General features: G+C 42.7%; 13 protein-coding genes. 4 read left to right on the top strand and 9 right to left on the bottom strand.

What is annotated here, in order from left to right:
* Positions 1 to 10: 10 nt before the first annotated feature.
* A complete protein-coding gene (locus MARME_RS04460; RefSeq protein WP_013660061.1) occupies positions 11 to 877 on the top strand; it encodes an aspartate/ornithine carbamoyltransferase in 867 nt (288 codons plus the stop codon).
* On the opposite strand, the gene MARME_RS04455 is transcribed toward MARME_RS04460, so the two are convergent.
* The 3 genes from MARME_RS04455 to MARME_RS04445 form a co-directional block, all read right to left on the bottom strand.
* Positions 860 to 3,400 (bottom strand): hypothetical protein, encoded by a 2,541-nt coding sequence (locus MARME_RS04455; RefSeq protein WP_013660060.1) that lies wholly within the window; start codon positions 3,398 to 3,400, stop codon positions 860 to 862. The two genes, MARME_RS04460 and MARME_RS04455, sit on opposite strands and share 18 nt — an antisense overlap.
* A 127-nt stretch (positions 3,401 to 3,527) precedes the next feature.
* Positions 3,528 to 6,437, bottom strand: a complete 2,910-nt coding sequence (gene glnE, locus MARME_RS04450) for a bifunctional [glutamate--ammonia ligase]-adenylyl-L-tyrosine phosphorylase/[glutamate--ammonia-ligase] adenylyltransferase (protein ID WP_013660059.1) — start codon at positions 6,435 to 6,437, stop codon at positions 3,528 to 3,530.
* 84 nt (positions 6,438 to 6,521) lie between these two features.
* Positions 6,522 to 7,466: a CYTH domain-containing protein gene (locus tag MARME_RS04445; protein ID WP_013660058.1), complete on the bottom strand. Its 945-nt coding sequence runs from the start codon at positions 7,464 to 7,466 to the stop codon at positions 6,522 to 6,524.
* Positions 7,467 to 7,646: 180 nt separating this feature from the next.
* On the opposite strand from MARME_RS04445, the gene argE reads away from it, so the two are divergent.
* Positions 7,647 to 8,804, top strand: a complete 1,158-nt coding sequence (argE, locus tag MARME_RS04440; protein ID WP_013660057.1) for an acetylornithine deacetylase — start codon at positions 7,647 to 7,649, stop codon at positions 8,802 to 8,804.
* A 239-nt stretch (positions 8,805 to 9,043) separates the two neighbouring features.
* Complete coding sequence (gene argA / locus MARME_RS04435; RefSeq protein WP_013660056.1) at positions 9,044 to 10,354, top strand: amino-acid N-acetyltransferase; 1,311 nt, start codon at positions 9,044 to 9,046, stop codon at positions 10,352 to 10,354.
* A 108-nt stretch (positions 10,355 to 10,462) separates the two neighbouring features.
* Here argA and MARME_RS04430 read toward each other — a convergent pair whose 3' ends face one another.
* Genes MARME_RS04430 through rpoE form a run of 5 tightly spaced genes read right to left on the bottom strand, consistent with a single transcriptional unit; the run spans position 10,463 to position 14,766 of the window.
* Positions 10,463 to 11,872 (bottom strand): DegQ family serine endoprotease, encoded by a 1,410-nt coding sequence (locus MARME_RS04430; RefSeq protein WP_013660055.1) that lies wholly within the window; start codon positions 11,870 to 11,872, stop codon positions 10,463 to 10,465.
* Positions 11,873 to 11,931: 59 nt separating this feature from the next.
* Complete coding sequence (locus MARME_RS04425) at positions 11,932 to 12,399, bottom strand: SoxR reducing system RseC family protein (protein WP_013660054.1); 468 nt, start codon at positions 12,397 to 12,399, stop codon at positions 11,932 to 11,934.
* Entirely contained in the window at positions 12,396 to 13,481 is a 1,086-nt protein-coding gene (locus tag MARME_RS04420; protein ID WP_190273421.1) for a MucB/RseB C-terminal domain-containing protein, read from the bottom strand. The genes MARME_RS04425 and MARME_RS04420 overlap by 4 nt, the downstream gene beginning before the upstream one ends.
* A gap of 30 nt (positions 13,482 to 13,511) precedes the next feature.
* On the bottom strand, positions 13,512 to 14,174 hold the full coding sequence (locus MARME_RS21330; RefSeq protein ID WP_013660052.1) for a hypothetical protein: 663 nt from the start codon (positions 14,172 to 14,174) through the stop codon (positions 13,512 to 13,514).
* Between the two features lie 4 nt (positions 14,175 to 14,178).
* Positions 14,179 to 14,766: an RNA polymerase sigma factor RpoE gene (gene rpoE / locus MARME_RS04410; RefSeq protein WP_013660051.1), complete on the bottom strand. Its 588-nt coding sequence runs from the start codon at positions 14,764 to 14,766 to the stop codon at positions 14,179 to 14,181.
* A gap of 288 nt (positions 14,767 to 15,054) precedes the next feature.
* Between rpoE and nadB the strand changes: the two genes are divergently transcribed.
* On the top strand, positions 15,055 to 16,650 hold the full coding sequence (nadB, locus tag MARME_RS04405; RefSeq protein ID WP_013660050.1) for an L-aspartate oxidase: 1,596 nt from the start codon (positions 15,055 to 15,057) through the stop codon (positions 16,648 to 16,650).
* Here nadB and MARME_RS04400 read toward each other — a convergent pair.
* Positions 16,637 to 16,951, bottom strand: coding sequence for a hypothetical protein (locus MARME_RS04400; protein WP_013660049.1), 315 nt, complete (start codon positions 16,949 to 16,951; stop codon positions 16,637 to 16,639). The genes nadB and MARME_RS04400 overlap by 14 nt on opposite strands.
* Positions 16,952 to 17,049: the final 98 nt, after the last annotated feature.

The following is a 17,049-nucleotide window of genomic DNA, read 5'->3' as shown; positions in this document are numbered from 1 at the left end:
ACTATAAATTATGGAACATTTTATTTCTGTCGAAAGCTTAACTAAGTCAGAAATTTATTCACTCATATATGAACTGAATGACATTTGCCACAGTGATTCATCTATAGCTCAATACTATTGTGATAATGCTACGCTTCTTAGATCTAAACTTATGGCAACACTTTTCCTGTCGAAAAGTCTTCGTACTAGAGCAAGCTTTATATCGTCATTCCTTCGTTTAGGAGGGTCGCATTTATGCTTTGAAGAAGTAGAAAGGTGCATTATTGATAAAACTAACATGGAGCCTCTGGAAGACATTGCGGGTTACATTAGTCAATATTGCGATACTCTGGTTATTCGTAGTGACAACTTAGATCATTTCGAGAAGTTAACTTCCGGTGCAAGCGTGCCGATTATTTCTGCTGGTCATGCTCAGATATCTCACCCGACAACAGCACTAAACTACTTAGCTGATATTCATCAAAACTTAGGAAGACTACATGATTTAAGGGTATTAGTTGTTGCGAAACTACCTAAAAGAAGTGTGATGTCACTTATTGAAGGCTTAAATAAATGGGACAATTCAATCGACTATATTGACCCAAATACAAGTAGTGTTAAAGGTTTAAGTGAAGATGAAGAAGTCTTAAAAAAATATAATGTAATTTTTTTTGATGAGAATCAATCGGATTATGAATCAGAAGAAAGCTACTTCTCCTTAAATTATAAAACATATAAAAATATAAGAGAGTCATGTCACATCATTCACGCCAAACCAGTCATAAAACTGCTTGATCTTGATGTAAAAATGAACCTTAAAAACAATTTTTATATGCAATCGAGAAACAGCTCTGTTCTAAAATCAATAATTTTCAAAAAATTAATCAACGTAAAGTGAGTTTGTATCAAGTCTAAATATCTTTTTTTGTGGGAGAGTTGTGGAGTCTTTAAGTCTATCATCAATTAATATTGACATATCCCCCAAGTCTTTTTCATCAGCTAGACCTTCCTTTATAAGACAGTAGTTTTTTAAATCTGTCTCAATATTAGTATATTCTTCATGAAGAAATCGGTATTGAAAGTTTTTAGCATTATTGAATTTATAAACAGCTTCCATGTATCTTTCTTTACGGTATAAAAAGTAACCATAGTTTACATTGGCAGTAGCTAATATCATTGGGTCAGGCACTTTTTTATCATCAATAATTCGCTTTATTTTATCAATAGCTAAATCTTCTTCACCAAGTTTCCACAAATTAATGCTCTTGTTTATTTCGATTGAATAGGTCTGGTAGGTAGGTTTACAAATAACATCGCTGGCTCTATTTAAGTAATCATATGCCTCGTTATTTTTATTCATCAATATAAGAGAACAGGCAATATTATTCAAAGGTGTTTCAGTATAAATTGATACCTTATTAAGTAAATTAAATGATTCTAGAAAATACTCTTTCGCCCTATCTTGATTTCCATTATAGTAATTCGCTAGTCCACAATGATTTGCTAGCGCAGCTTTTAATAGAATTTTTTCTCTGTTTTCATGTCGAAATAATTTTGTCAAATCATAAGCTTTCTTATATTCAATATCTAAATCAGAGTGAAATTTAGATAAGCCCTTTGACCTTATTGCAGTAGCATATATGTAAGCATCATCTTCATCACAAAGATCTAGAGATGAAATTTCGCGATCAATTTCATTATACAAACCTTTTATCATATCATATTCACAAAGATGTTCTAAAGCTGAGCAAAAAAGAGTTTTTAATCTAACTCTTTCTTTCATATTGCTACTTATCAATAAACCGCGTTTATATACTTCCTTTAGAGGTCTAATGCCAACCAAGCTGCCATTTTCTCGAGTGGATTTAATTAATTCATATAGAAAGTCAAAGCTGTATTGATAGTCTCGCACTTCAGTGAAAATTTTAATCCCTAACTCTGAAGCTATTTTAAATTCATTAATTCTAGCTAGTTTAATTGTAATATCAGCTAAAATATTTAAGTGTACTGTTATTTTTTTTGACTCAATTGCAGACTCGGCAACTGAGATCATAATCTCTCTTCGGTCATATTGCATACTTCTTAAATGATACAAATCAGAATACTTTTTTAAGACGGATTCCGGATCATTTTTTTTCAACACAGAAAATGCTATATTTAAATAATTGTTATTTACATTAGCATCATTCAAACTAATTTCAATGAGTACTTTAGATATAATTTTTAATGAAGAAGAATAAAGTCCCTCATTTTTAAAGTGACGCTCTACAATCTCTAGCTTCTTTGAGGAACACTTAATAATCCCATCCTCTACAAACAAATGACCAACTTCTTTTAATTTACCTATATTTTCATCATAGTGATATTTATTAAATTCAAAACCAGCTTCTACTGATATTTTTTCTACAGATTCCTTAAGGATCTTTTCATTGCATCCACTTTTAAATTGCTTTAAAAGAAGGAAAAAGTGTTTAATACTTTCATTTTTTAAAAATTCACTTCTAAAGGAATCATGGCTTATGTCTTCCTCGGAAAAACAATTTTCCAAAGGCAACAACATCTCTATCTCCTCCTTTTTTTTTCTTAAGTAAAAATCTAACTCTCCAAAAACTCCGCCTGTTTTTTCGTATATAGTTTTAAGTATTTTTGATGAAACATCTATATCAGCCTCTCTAAAAACATCACTAAGCTCCTCTAAATTTAAATGCTCCAAATCAATGTTCTGTATGTATTCTTCAAGCTCATTATCAAAACTTTCCTTTACATTCTTATTATTTTTTCTAGCATCCTGATTATATGATACGAAAACGTAGAGTTTTATATTTTCTCGTAGAGCCTTTTTTATTATAGATAGAAACAACTCCATTGAACTATTATCCATCCACGTTATGTCGTCAATAATCAATATAGAGAAGCTTTTTTTACAGGATTCTTTTCTTAAGTACTCAAGGACAATTTTTTCATATTTTTTTTGTATGATAGCTGGTTTTATAGTAGACCTTATTTCTTTTTCGAGATCGTTAGCATCTTTTATTGAAGAATCAAAAATCGAATTTAGAACTTTTTGATATGGCAACATCTTAGAAATTCCATATGCAACTCGCCATAGAGGAGGACGTGAAAAGCTCTTATATCCAGCATGAATTTTTTTTTCAATATCTTTTGGAGCTACTAAATATAATTCTTTTATAAAATTTATAATAAAGTTATTTTCATTTTTTTTATCGTCTTCCGAACAACTAAACCTTTTTCCTGAACATATAACCTGATCTTTATAAGTTCTTGTAACATACCGCAAGAGAGTCGTTTTTCCTGAATCGGTGGGACCATTAATCCAAAAGATTCGCAGCCCTAATTCTTGATCTTTAAGGCTTGAATTAATATCTGCTCTCTGTCTTTTGCGGTCATATATTGGTTCCATAATTTATAGTTATCCTTTTATTAAAAGCATCTTATATAAGTGAGATTCACGAAGGAAGCATATCTCAACTTCTCGCTCGCTTTGCACCATTTTTGGCTAGCACTCGTCACAAACATAGGTTTCTAGACTAAGTTAATTCGCGATCCCAAATTTTCCTGATCACACCCTGACTCTCTTCCAGCTCTTCGAGTTGCACCACTCTACCCTGCTTCTGAAGGCTTTGCCTATGAGTAAGTGAACGATAGAGCGTGTAGGTCTCTGTCATTTTTTGGGCGACTTCGTCTTCAAGCAGTCCAAGTTTATTTGCAACATCAATCTGTCGAACATTGTCTGAGTAGGTCATGAGCTCTGGATGCTTATACGACCAAGCCAATACTAGATACTGCACCATAAATTCGATGTCTATGATGCCACCTTGCCCTTGTTTTAGATCAAAGCCCGATGCGCCACTGCCTTTATCGAGATGGGCGCGCATTTTTTCGCGCATTTTGATGACTTCTTGTTTGAGCTCGCTTTGGTCTCTCTCTTTACTGAGCGTAGTATGTCGCGCCTTCTCAAACGCCATCGCAAGGTTATGCGGACCAGCCAATACGCGGGCTCTGGTTAACGCCTGATGTTCCCAAACCCACGCTTCTTTTTCCTGATAGTCGGTGAAAGCGTCTAAACTGCTCACAAGCAGACCAGAATTTCCAGATGGTCGTAGGCGCATATCAACCTCATACAATCGCCCAGCAGAGGTAAAACTTGTCAGCATGTGGATGATTCGTTGACCAAAACGAGTATAAAAGGTCAAATTATCCACACTGCGCTGGCCATTGGTCGAGCCATTGATATCACTGTTGTGAATAAACACGAGATCAAGGTCTGAGTCATAACCCAATTCCAAGCCACCAGATTTCCCGTAACCCACGACAATCATTTCTGGCTCGGAAACCGCTTCTCCCTGCTTAGTTGGGTAGCCGTGTTTGTGAACCAAATGATGCCAAGACTGCCTTAACACAACGTCTAGAATCACTTCAGCAAGCCATGTTAGGTGATCACTCACCTTCATTACGGGTAGGACCCCAGTAATGTCGCACGCGGCGATACGAAGGATTATAGAGCGACGGAATCTACGAAGAGCGTCCATCTGCGCTTCTTCGTCGTCTTCGGGTAAACGAAGCAAAATTTGAGAAAGCTCTTCTTCTAGTTCTGCTTTATTTGGTGGTAAGAATAGAGTCGTTGCATCAAGTAGCTCATCCAATAGTGCAGGCGTAGTAGAAATAGACTCTGAAAACCAAGCACTCTCACGACACAATCGAATAAGGTGCTTAATCGCCGTTTTATTTTCACATAATAAAACGAGGTAAGCGGTACGTCGTGCAATGGCCTCAAGAATCGGTATGACTCGTTCTAGAACGATGTCTGGATTGTGGCCCTTTCCCTGTTTATCTTCAGCTAACAACGGAAAAAACATCCCCATAAACTGCGCAAGACGCTCCTGCCCTATCGGTTGCATATAGGCCACTGTCTTAGAAGAGAGAAAGGGTCGAATTTTCGATTCAACGTTTGAAAGGTCATTCCACTGAACTTCGTCAAGCACAAGGTCAAATAGATGCTGTTGATCTGGTCTCTTTAGCAGCAATCGCCACGTCTCTGACGAATCACTTTCCGCCTCTTCTTCAGGGTCATCGATTAATTCAACAAAGTATCTATGAACATTCTTTCGATGACACCAAAGTGTCGCTTCCAGCTCATCCCAATTCGCCTCCCCTACACGCACCGCTAAACGCTGTCTTTCGAAGTCATCGTCCGGTAAAAGTTGGGTTTGCTCATCTTTGACTGATTGCAAAGCGTGCTCGACACGACGTAAGTAGCGATACGCTTCTAGCAATTCGTTGACTTCATCAGCAGGCAAGTAGTCGGCTTCTTTGAGGTATGGCAGAACCTTATAAATAGAAGGCGTCTGTAAGCGAGTATCGCGACCACCATGTAAAATCTGCAAAGCTTGCACAACAAACTCGATTTCGCGAATACCGCCTTCTCCGAGCTTGATATTATGCTCAATGCCCTTACGACGGACTTCTTTTGCTATCATGCCTTTTAGGTCACGTAGCGCACCAATCGCACCAAAATCTAAGTATTTACGATAAACAAACGGTTTACGAATCGCTTCAAACTCCGTTATGTCTTGCTCTGAACCAGCCATAACGCGCGCTTTTATCATTGCGTAGCGTTCCCAATCTCGGCCTTGATCTTGATAATAGTTCTCTAGCGAGTCCATGTTCAAAACCAATGCGCCAGATTGTCCAAAGGGACGTAAACGCATATCCACGCGGAACACAAAACCGTCCGCTGTAACCTGATCGAGGTGCTGAATCAGCTTTTGCCCAATCTTAGTAAAATACTCTTGATAACTGATGCTTTTTCGACCCTGTTGAGTCTCGCCATGCTCTCGAAAAGCAAAAATCAAATCAATATCAGAAGACAAGTTAAGTTCTTGTCCTCCTAGTTTTCCCATACCAATAACCACAAGCGATTGTTTTTCGCCGTTAGCATCCAGCGCCTCACCATAGAGATCTTTATAGTTTCTTTCACTCCAACTTAGGCTGGCGTTCACCGTAACGTCCGCCAGTCGGCTAAGAATGTACGTCAGCCTTTCAAGTGAAATTCGTTGCTCCATGTCCGCACTGATCAGTTGCGTCATCCACCAATGACGATACAAACGCAATTGACGCATTAGCGTGGGTTCATCCCAATCCGGCAATGCCGTCTGTCTTTCACCAGCGCTCCAGCCTAAATGCCCAACATAGAAATGAGACAAATCCGGCTTAAGTTCGTCTAAATTCGTATCAAGCTGCATCCACTTGATATTTCTTTCCCAATGAATATGTAAATAATCACTTAACAGCCAGAGTCGCTCATAACGAAGTCGCTCGTCATCGGATGAAAACAACACCTGACTGCGCTTTTGCGCATCCAATATTTGCTCGTATTTAAGCGATTTAAGGGTATCGGGTACAACATCTAAAGCAGAGGAAAGGTGGGATAAAGACAAACGACGATCCTTTTTATTATTCGTATTGAGATCGCTGCACGACGTAGTGAAACGATCTCGTATTATATTGTTATTCGTTTCGCATCAGACTTGCTGATTCAACCACAAACCGATAGTAAGCATGACCTTGCCAGTATTTTCTATTGCCGCCAATTCGTCAAGCACTGAGCCTTCCGCGGTTTGCGTCGTATCATTCAGCAATTCATCAAGCTCGCTCATGGTTTGATGCAGTTCATCAGGCAAACATTTCTTTAACTGAAGCATCGAATTTCGAACTGGCTGAATTAATATTTCATCTTGCAGATAGAACATCGCTTCCCAATACGTAATCCAGGTTTCATACCAATAAGCAGCGAACTCAATGTTTGAGCTGCTAGACTCAGGCGTGTCGGGAAACTCGATCTTCCGGCTCTTTAAACGCGCGCCCTTTTGCGCCTTAGAGACCAAATTAACCTGCAATGGTAAGCTATCGCACAGCACCAACCCGAATCCATAAAGATCTTCGGCATTGCCCGATTTCAGCTCCAGCTCAACTTCACTGATCTCATCTCGACCATATGGCGATGTCACCTCGCCACGGTCACACACAACCTCAATAGAGGTATCTTTGTGCTCGATGTCCCACACTTTTCGATCAAAGTCCGTTCGAAAAACGGCAACTATGTCTTTCGACCAGGAAAGGTCTTGAAGCACTTCAGGCAACGGGACTTCTTGTAAAAGCGAGAAATCTAACGCATCACTTGGAACATCCCACTCCCACTCTCCCCGTTCATGCATTCCTATGCGACTGCTTCCACGGGTTTTAACCGTCTGTATGTAGCGACCATTTACGGCTCGAATACGCAACGCGATACCCGCATTGAGCAACGTCGCATCAGGCGTATCATAATAAGCGTTCATTAATGACAAAGTAGGCTTACGAATGTGTTGATTTTCAGTGCTGTCACTGCAAAACTCATCTAAATACGTGCATACTTTCGTTTGGTGCTCAGGTTGAACCATTAGTTTTAGCTCAAGCTCAGTGGCCATATATGTTTCAACCTCTCTAACTCAAAACGGTATTGATATCTTTTACTCAGTTGCTTCTTTAACACTTATCACTAGAAGCACTCGTTGCTGCCTAACAAGCGCCAAAGAAACCAAGGCGCAAGTGTAACAAATTAATCGGTCACTGCTTATAGTTTGAATAGCGACTTTCAGGAGAAATTCATGACAAAGGTTCCATCACTTGTTCAAATGATGTCACAGTTAATTGGCTCGCCTTCTATCAGTTGTAGTCAAGCAAGTTGGGATCAGTCAAATAAAGGGGTCATTCAACTTTTAGAAAGTTGGTTGTCATCAATGGGCTTCGAATGCAAAGTTTTACCTTTGCCGAATCAGCCAGAGAAGTTTAATTTGATCGCTACCATAGGAAAAGGAAACGGTGGTCTCGTGTTATCAGGCCACACTGATACCGTGCCTTATGACGAAGGTCGATGGGAATCCGACCCTTTTAAGCTCACGGAACGCGATCAAAAGTTATACGGTTTGGGAGCCTGTGATATGAAAGGCTTTTTCGCCATTGTCATCGATACATTAAGAGACATGGATTTAAGCAACTTAGCCGAACCACTTATTATTTTAGCGACCGCCGACGAAGAAAGCTCAATGGCTGGGGCTCGTGCTCTGTCTCAGCAAGCGAAATGGAACGCTCGTTACGCGCTTATTGGTGAGCCAACGTCACTCACCCCTATTCATGCCCATAAAGGCATTATGATGGATAAAATTCGTGTAACTGGGCAAGCAGGACACTCATCCAACCCCAATCTTGGTCGCAGCGCGATGGATGCCATGCACGAAGTCATGACTGAGTTGATGTCGTTTCGAAATGAACTCAAACAGACCTATCGAGATGCGAGCTTCGTTATCGACTATCCTACGTTGAATCTTGGCTGTATCCACGGCGGCGATAATCCAAACCGGATTTGTGGTAAATGCGAAATAGAATTCGATATGCGTGCGCTCCCCGGTATGAGCAATGACGCCTTATTTAACGCGGTAAAACAACGTCTACCGACCATTGCAGAAAGAACGAATACGGAAATCGAGCTTTCAAGCCTATTTCCTGACGTTCCTTCGTTTTCTACTCCGAAAGAGTCCGATATTATTAAAGCATGTGAAGAGCTGACCAATAATGATGCGGAAACCGTCGCTTTTGCGACAGAAGGGCCTTTCTTAAATACACTTGGTATGGAAACACTTGTGCTAGGCCCAGGGTCCATTGATCAAGCGCACCAACCCAATGAGTTCTTAGCGCTCGATCAACTAGATCCAATGCAAAAAGTCATAAAAGGGCTAGTAGAGCGCTTTTGTACTCAGCGCCAGTAGAAACAGCTCTATTAAAAGGGTCATATTTTTTTGCATTAAGAGATATGATGAGACCTTTGCACGAAGTCACGAGCAAAGCCAAGACGAGGCAAAAATAGACGAAGAAGCGGAGTTTATGCATTATAAATGAGCATTTTGAGTCTCTTTTTAACACTGTATTGGAGAGCGTAGTCATCGTGCAAAGGTCTCATGATAGACCTACGGAACACTTTATTAACAACTAGGAATAGAATTTCATCGTGTCTGACGAGTTAAATTATGTTGAATGGTTTCGCCATTCCTCTCCCTATATCAATGCCCACCGGGGTAAAACCTTTGTCATCTTGATTCCAGGAGAAGCACTTGAGAGCCCGATGTTTTCAGGCATTATTCATGACCTTGCCCTGCTGGACTCTCTTGGCATTCGACTCGTGCTTGTACAAGGGGCACGCCCGCAAATAGACAGGGTACTTAACAGCCGACAATTAAACCGTCAGTTTGAAGGCGGTTATCGCGTCACGCCTCACGATCAGCTTTTGGATATCATACAAGCGTCTGCGGCTGTGCGTGTTCAGCTAGAAGCACAATTATCGATGGGGCTTGCCAATACCCCAATGGCAAATGCTCGCTTAAAAGTATGCAGTGGCAACTTTGTGATCGCTCGACCACTGGGTGTGGTAGATGGCATTGATTACGGCTTTTCCGGTGAGGTGCGCCGCATCGACTCAGAAGCGATATTTCGCCTTCTAAAAGATGACAATATGGTTCTATTGCCACACTTGGGCTTCTCTCCTACCGGAGAGGTATTTAACTTAAAAGCGGAAGACGTGGCGACGCAGGCCGCGATTCAACTAAAAGCCGACAAGCTAATTATCTACTCAGAAGAAGACGGCGTCTTCAACACGGATGGTACAATGGTGTCCGAATTACTCGCACGCGATGCAGAAACCATACTACACAGCCGCAACCTAAGCTCAACGGCCCACACGGCACTTGAAGCGTGCGTAAAAAGCATTCGAGCAAATGTTCCTCGTGCTCACTTGATTTCCTTCAATCACAATGGCGGCCTTTTAAGAGAGCTCTTCACCCGTGAAGGCGCAGGCACCATGATAGACGAAGACAGCTATGAGCAGTTGCGATCTGCGAACATCGACGACGTTGGTGGCATGATGGCACTGCTTGCACCGTTGGAAGAAAAAGGCGCATTAGTAAGGCGCTCTCGAGAGCTTTTAGAAAACGAAATAAACCGCTTCATTGTTATCGAACGCGACGGAGCCATTGTCGCCTGCGCGGCCTTATATCCGTTTGAAGAGGAATTATCAGGCGAACTTGCCTGTCTTGCGGTATCGCCTAATTACAGGGGCTCAAACCGTGGAGAGCTTTTATTAAAAGGCATTGAAAGCGAAGCGAAAAAGCTAGGGTTAAAAACACTGTTTTTGTTGACCACCCGTACTGCGCATTGGTTTATCGAACACGGTTTTAAAGAGACACGTATCGACGATTTACCCACTCAAAAGCAAGCGCTTTATAACTACCAACGAAACTCGAAGATTTTTGCCAAAACACTGTAATGCAGTGATCTAATCAAAGGCACAGCGATATAGTACATAAACAAAAAAGCCCAAACGTTTTGCAACGTTTGGGCTTTTTTACGTTATTTACCTAAAGATAACGAATCGTTATTCCACAATTTTAAAAGGAATAAACATCGGGTAACCATCACGAATAACGCGCATCGGCACTGAGCGGTTGCTTGGAATGCCTTTTGCGATATCCGAGAAGTCATCAACGCCGTTGATGCGCTTACCGTTTAACATCGTAATGACATCGCCTTGTTGTAAACCATTGCGTGCGGCAGTACCACCTAACACCTGCTCAACCACAACGCCACCCTGAATCGTAAGACGAGACGCTAGCTTCTCAGGTACTTCGCCGACAATCATTCCTAAACGATTTTGCTGCTGTTGATCTTGGCTAGCCAACTTTGAATCATCTGGACGTTTATCTAACGTAAAGTCGATGGTTTTCTCGTCGCCATCGCGGAAGACCTTAGCAGTAACCTCACTATCCGCTTTCATACGGCCAACAATGTAAGGCAACTCAGATGAATGCTCGATAGTTTTACCCTCGAAAGACATAATAATGTCACCAGGCTGTAAACCCGCTTTTTCAGCAGGTGACCCCGGCATGACACGACTCACTAACGCACCGTGAGGGCGGTCCAAACCAAAGGATTCGGCCAGATCATTGTTCACATCCTGAATAATCACGCCCAACCAAGCACGTGATACTTTACCGTCCGCTTTCAATTGATCAACGACAGACATTGCGACTTTAGAAGGGATCGCAAACGACACGCCCATAAAACCGCCAGAACGTGTATAGATCTGTGAGTTTATGCCGACCACTTCACCATCAAGGTTGAACAAAGGACCGCCTGAGTTACCAGGGTTGATCGCCACGTCCGTTTGAATAAATGGAACGTAGTTATCACTTGGCAGATTACGACCTAATGCACTGACGATACCTGCTGTCACTGTATAATCAAAACCAAACGGTGAACCGATAGCAACCACCCATTGACCCGCTTTCAAGTCATCTGAATCAGCCATTTTTACGGTAGGAAGATCGTCTGCCTCAATCTTAAGCAACGCGAGATCGGTGCGTGCATCGGTTCCCACCAACTTCGCTTCGTATTCACGTCGGTCGTTTAAACGAACATGAATCACATCGGCGCCGTCAATGACATGGTTGTTTGTCAAAACATAGCCGTCTTTTGAAATAATAAAGCCAGACCCCAACGAGCTGCGCTGACGCTGCTGCTGTCTTTTTGGAGACTGTTGCTGACCAAAAGGTTGTTGGCCAAAGAAGTGACGAAAGAACTCATTAAGCTCTTGCGCATCCGGGTTGAGTTGCCTTCCAGTGGCGCTTGACTGCGTTTGCTCCGTACTTATGTTAACGACCGCAGGCGACGTTTTTTCTACCAAATCTGTAAAATCCGGTAAGTTTGCCGCTGCATTTGCAAACATGGAGAACATCAGTGTAAAACTGATAGCAGCCACGCTCATGGTTTTAAGCAATCTGTTCATTAATTTGGTCTCCTTAGATGTACCAATTTCATTACAGTGCCAGGTGAAGAAGTGTCAGATCAAAAGCTCTGAACAATCTCTATGCTCCGCTTTTGACTCGAATCTATACGTAATATTTTGGGGTAAAAATTGGGGTTATCGGTTTCTTGTTGGGACTTACGTCGTGCCAAATACAGGCCACCAGCGAAACCAAAACACGCCAGTAAAATGGATACAAACGTTTGCGCAGTAAACAGAGACGGTAATGTCGCGCCGAGCATCAGCCCCAATAAAGGAATCGCATACATCCACATCGACGCTTGCAAAAGAGTATCTTCTGGAATGCCCACCACCACTTTTTGCCCTACTTTTACTGGCATTGGTGCGATGGCTTTCATTTGCATTCGATTACTGTTCGTCACTTTGGCAATAGTATGGTGTCCACAACCATGTCGTGCTCGACACGTTTCACACGAACTCGTGCGAATCGTCTCGACTTCTGCAAAGCCGTCATCAACCGCTAACACTGTGCCATTTTCTTCAATCATGGTGTCGCCTTTGGCATAAATACTGACATCAAGGTTTCGATTGTTACAGGAGGGACTTCGCCGACCAGGGTCAGTAAATAACGATTACCTTGTATTATCATCGTCCGCTCTCCAGCATAAGTAGCGCCTCTCGACATCATGTGCATTGGCACGTCTTTTCGAGTCGGCTCAACAAAGACAGAAACCGTCGCCATGCCATCTGATAACAGCAACATGTGAGCGCCATTTCGGATCAAATGGGCTTTCGACCACACCATATCAAAGCCATCAGGAAGCCAGTCAAATTTCCAACTGTTTGCAACCTCTTGAGGAGGCTCAGATTCAAACGAAACCTTGTAGGAATCCTTATTAGGGGTGAAGTCTGTTACTTTCAAGTCTGGATTAAGGCTTAATGATGCAAACTGCGTTCTTTCCAATAAATGACCTTTACGATCATACATATCATGCTTCAAAAGAAAGCCAGTCTCTCTGTCCAGCCAAAAGCCATGTCCAAATCGGTGTTCATCTTTTGGAATCAGCTGGATAATCGTCGCGTAACGCCCAGCAATACGAACTTTTTTAGCACTTTGTTTAATGTGATAGCCGACTTTCAAACGCTCTTCATCAAGCTTTCTAAAGCGGCTGAAAGGCTGATTCCAAAACGCGGAGGCGTTTAATGCAGCCTCGTCTGGCGAAATACAAATTAGGCTATCATCTACACGAATAAGCGTAACATCAGCACCATCAAGGTCTTCTAAACTTTCATATTCCACACCGCCAATCAAACCATGACGAATGCGCATACTGTTAAGCCGATTTTGCCCCGTATGCACAAAGGTGCCATCGTAGTTCAACTCAGAAAAAGCAGACGTCATCTTTTTCAGCCAGCCTATCGGGGTTAGCGAAAGGCGCTCTTGTTGTGATTCAGCCTGAAGATTAGACGTTACTTCTGCGCTGGCAACCGTCTCTGAGGACAGAACCATGTCTGAAGAGGACAGAACCATGTCTGAAGAGGACACAGTGCTTGAAGACGAAACAGTGCTTGAAGAAGAAACAACAGCATCAGCGTACAGAGCGGTCGATAAAAAAAGACCGAGAAACATAAACCACTTCGTCAGCGAACGGAGCATCGACTACTTCTCTTGTTCCGACGTTTCAGTTGGGTAACTAACGACTCGTGCCATTGGCATCATACCTTGGCCAGAAGTCAACGCCGACTGCTCAGCATGGCGTTTTAGATATTCCTGCAAACGCTCATTGTTAGCCAAAGCCGAATCGTCTTTTAAGCTTTCAATTGGCGCAATTTGCGTATCGGCTTCAAATGTATTTGCGACTTGATCAACACTTGGCTCAGAACCGCCGTTTGGGTTCAACAAAAGGTTGCCACCCAATACGACAGCGAACGCCACACTGGCTGCAATCGCGCCGCCAAACATCACACCACCGAACAGTTTGGTTGGCTTACGGCGCCCTGTACTGTGTTCGACGCGCTCAGACACTCTTGACGTTGTCATCGATACAACGTTATCCGATTGTCCAGCCGCCGCTTCTTCCATCGCCATTTTGTCATGCATACCCGCCAAAAAGGACTGAGTATCTACGACTAAAGGGCTGTTTTCATGGTGGATAGCGTGATTAACGCTATGAAGCTGATCAAAGCTCGATGCCCATTGTGACGCATCTTTTGCCAGCAGAGCATCCAGCTCTTCAGCGGACAATTCTGAATCCATAAAGGCGGATACTGCTTCTTTCACGTCCGCATTCTGATCACGGGTTGGTTTAGATTGATCTTTCATACAATCAGTCTCCTGCCCCAATTAAAGGGCGAATTTTCTTCTCTACTGCGTCTCGCGCACGAAATATTCTTGATCTCACAGTGCCTATTGGGCAATCCATTATCTGCGCGATTTCTTCATAATTGAGGCCATCAAACTCTCGAAGGGTTAACGCACTGCGCAGCTCTTCCGGTAGTTGTTTGATCGCATCGTTGATCATAACCTGCAGACGATCTCTATTTAGATTGGCGTCTGGCGTACTGATGTCCTTTAAACCATCGTAGTCACTGAATATTTCTTCGTCATCCAATTCAACATCGGAACTGGGCGGACGTCGGGAACGAGCAACAAGATGATTCTTCGCAGTGTTTACAGCGATCCTATACAGCCAAGTATAAAAGGCGCTTTCGCCACGAAAGCTATCAATCGCCCGATATGCTTTAATAAAGCTATCTTGGGAGACATCCAACACTTCGTGTTTATCCTGTATATAGCGTCCAATCAGAGCAGCAACTTTATGCTGGTATTTTGCAACCAACAAATCGAATGCTCTTTTATCACCTTGCTGTACTCTTTTAACCAACGCCTTATCATTTGACGTCTCTTCCTGCATAGGCACCTCGTACCTCAACCTCTTCTTCTGCGCCCATACTAAGCTTACAACAATGGACAAGTGGTGTTTTATTAAGTTCCCACAATTTATAGATTTAGCGCACAAGATGAATCTCGCTTGGCGCTCATCTGCTATCAACCCGTCATCTATTTGGTAGCGATATGGCGGCGTAATACCACATTACAAGATAAATACGCAGAGTAATGTGTAAATAGCACTCGTAACTATTCACTCTACAAGGCAATAAATAGTAACATTAATCCCCTTAATTGGAGTCAGAATAAAAATATGAGTCAACACCACCACTTTGATATCGTCATTATTGGCGCAGGCGCAGCCGGCTTAACGTTAGCTTTGGAACTTGCTGATACACATTCCGTCGCGATATTGACGAAAGGTGACATAAAAGAAGGCTCTACCCTTTATGCTCAAGGCGGCGTTGCGGCCGTTCTATCGGACAAAGATACGGTAGAATCGCATATTAATGACACCATTAGCGCGGGCGCAGAACTAGGCGACCAAGAAGCGGTAAGATTTACGGTTGAACACTCAAAAGAAAGCATCGATTGGCTGATAGACCAAGGCGTTCCGTTTACACGTTACGGTGAAAGCGAGACTTATCACTTAACGAAAGAAGGCGGGCACAGCCACCGACGAATCATTCACAGCGCCGATGCGACAGGGCTCGCCATCTCCAAAACGCTAATTCGAAATGCAAAAAAACACCCAAACATTACGTTTTTCGCGGATCGTGTTGCGATCGATCTCATTACCACACAAAAACTTGATGCAGCCATTACAGACGCTGACAACAAAGTCGTGGGCTTATACGCACTCAATTTAGAAAACGACACCATCGAAGTTTTTCACGGTAAACGTGTCGCACTCGCCTGTGGAGGAAGCAGTAAAGTGTACCTCTACACCAGCAACCCAGATACCGCATCAGGCGATGGTATTGCAATGGCGTGGCGTGCAGGATGCCGAGTTGGAAACATGGAATTTAATCAATTCCACCCAACGTGTTTATACGACGCCAAAGCCAAAACCTTCTTAATTTCAGAGGCCGTACGCGGCGAAGGCGGTCGTCTATTGCTGTCCGACGGCTCCCGTTTTATGTTCGAATTTGATGAACGAGGTGAACTTGCCCCTCGTGACATCGTCGCAAGAGCCATCGATCACGAGATGAAACGTCTTGGTGAAAAGCATGTATATCTGGATATTTCGCACAAAGATCCAGAGTTTATTAAAGCGCACTTCCCCACCATTTATAAACGTTGTCTCGACTGTGGCTACGACATTACAAAAGAACCTATTCCCGTCGTACCCGCTGCACACTATACCTGTGGCGGAGTCGTCGTAGATAAACACGGTGCAACCGATATAAGCAATCTCTACGCTATTGGTGAGACGGCCTACACAGGACTTCACGGTGCTAATCGACTTGCAAGCAACTCGCTGCTCGAATGCATCGTGTATGCACGCTCTGCTGCGAAGCACATTAGTGAAGATGTCAGAGCGACGGCGTCGTTCACCATTCCAGACTGGGATGACAGTCAAGTCACAAACTCAGACGAGGATGTTGTTATCACACACAACTGGGCCGAGCTAAGACGCTTCATGTGGGATTATGTTGGTATCGTAAGAACCGACAAGCGGCTGTTACGTGCAAAACACAGAGTGGATATGCTTCAGTCTGAAATCGATGAATTTTACAGTAACTACAAAGTATCAAGTGACTTACTCGAGCTTAGAAACCTGGCGGTCGTCGCAGATTTGATCATTCAATCCGCCATGTTACGCAAAGAAAGTCGAGGATTGCACCACACCTTAGATTACCCAAACAAACTCGATGACAGCAAGCCAACTCTCATCAATCCGAACTAAAGCGCGTGTTTACTTTCTGTACGGCAGAAAAGGAACACAAAGACCTGTATTCCGAATAGGTCATTTGATCTCTAAAAAAGACGTATTTTTTTTGAGGTTTAAGTGACCGTATATAGGACGCTGTTTTATAAGCTAAACGCGCTTTCAGCGTTGAATTCGAAGTATGTAGGCGTAACGGCAGCCGTTCGACAGAACAAATTAACCCAAGCCATACCACCTGATCGACAACGAGCTTTAACTCACCAGCTTTTGGGTCTAACGCATCCTTTTTATATAACAATGCATCATTGCCAAACACCACGCTCGAGCGCCTTCGACTTTTTAGAATAAAAAATGGCGTCGCAAATGCCGTTGCCAAGCTTGCAACAAGAATAGATATCCAAATAGGAACAAGAAGGG

It is taken from the genome of Marinomonas mediterranea MMB-1 (assembly GCF_000192865.1).
Lineage (GTDB): Bacteria > Pseudomonadota > Gammaproteobacteria > Pseudomonadales > Marinomonadaceae > Marinomonas > Marinomonas mediterranea.
This window is presented reverse-complemented; position numbering and strand designations above follow the sequence as displayed.